This window comes from Streptomyces boncukensis (assembly GCF_011045075.1).
In the GTDB taxonomy this organism is placed as follows: domain Bacteria; phylum Actinomycetota; class Actinomycetes; order Streptomycetales; family Streptomycetaceae; genus Streptomyces; species Streptomyces boncukensis.
On the sequence record NZ_JAAKZZ010000985.1, the window covers coordinates 1 to 1187 of the forward strand.

Below are 1187 nucleotides of genomic sequence, written 5' to 3' on the forward strand. Positions count from 1 at the left end.
CCGGTGAAGAGCACCGCCAGGCGCCCCTCGGTGGTAACGCCGGAGGTGATCGTCGTGTCCCCGGTCAGGACTGCGCGGTGTTCCAGGGCGGCGCGTGTGGTGGCCAGTGACCAGCCGACGTCCACCGCGTCCAGCTCCGGCCGCTCGGCGACGAAGGAGCGGAGTCGCTTGATCTGTTCCTGCAGGGCGGGCTCGGACTTCGCGGAGACCGGCCACGGGATGATCCCCGGCTGTACTGTGTGTGCCGGTCTTGGCTCGATGGTGTCCGCCGCAGGTGCTTCCTCCAGGATGAGGTGGGCGTTGGTGCCGCTGATGCCGAAGGAGGACACCGCCGCCCGCCGTGGCCGGTCCACCTCGGGCCACTCCCGGGCCTCGGTCAGCAACTCCACGGCGCCCGCTGTCCAGTCCACCTGCGGCGAGGGTTCGTCCACGTGCAGCGTCGCGGGCAGCACACGGTGCTGCAGGGCCATGACCATCTTGATGACACCGGCGACGCCGGCGGCTGCTTGGGCGTGGCCGATGTTGGATTTGATCGAGCCCAGCCACAGCGGCTCGCCGTCCTCGCTGCGGTCCTGGCCGTAGGTGGCCAGCAGCGCCTGCGCCTCGATCGGGTCTCCGAGGCGGGTGCCGGTGCCGTGCGCCTCGACTGCGTCGATGTCGGCGCCGGTGAGGTGGGCGTTGGTGAGGGCCTGGCGGATGACGCGGTGTTGGGAGGGGCCGTTGGGTGCGGTCAGGCCGTTGGAGGCGCCGTCCTGGTTGATCGCGCTGCCGCGGACGACCGCCAGGACTCGGTGGCCGTTGTGCTGGGCGTCGGTGAGGCGTTCGATCAGGAGCAGGCCGACGCCTTCGGCCCAGCCGGTGCCGTCCGCGGCTGCGGCGAAGGATTTGCAGCGGCCGTCGGCGGCCAGGCCGTCCTGCCGGTCGAATTCGGCGAACACGCTCGCCGAGGTCATCACGGTCACTCCGCCGGCCAGTGCCATGGTGCATTCGCCCGAGCGCAGTGCCTGGGCGGCCCAGTGCAGGGCGACCAGGGAGGAGGAGCAGGCGGTGTCGAGGGTGACGGCGGGGCCCTCCAGGCCGAAGGTGTAGGCGATGCGGCCGGAGATGACGCTGTTCGCCGTGCCGGTCATCAGGTGACCCTCGGCTGTCGGGGGCAGGTGCATGCCCGCGCCGTACCCGGAGGAGGA

At 71.4% G+C, this 1187-nt stretch carries 1 protein-coding gene; it reads right to left on the bottom strand.

Features of this window, described 5'->3' with window-relative positions:
• A partial coding sequence (locus tag G5C65_RS37470; protein ID WP_165303503.1) for a beta-ketoacyl synthase N-terminal-like domain-containing protein occupies positions 1–1187 on the bottom strand: 1187 nt, incomplete at both ends.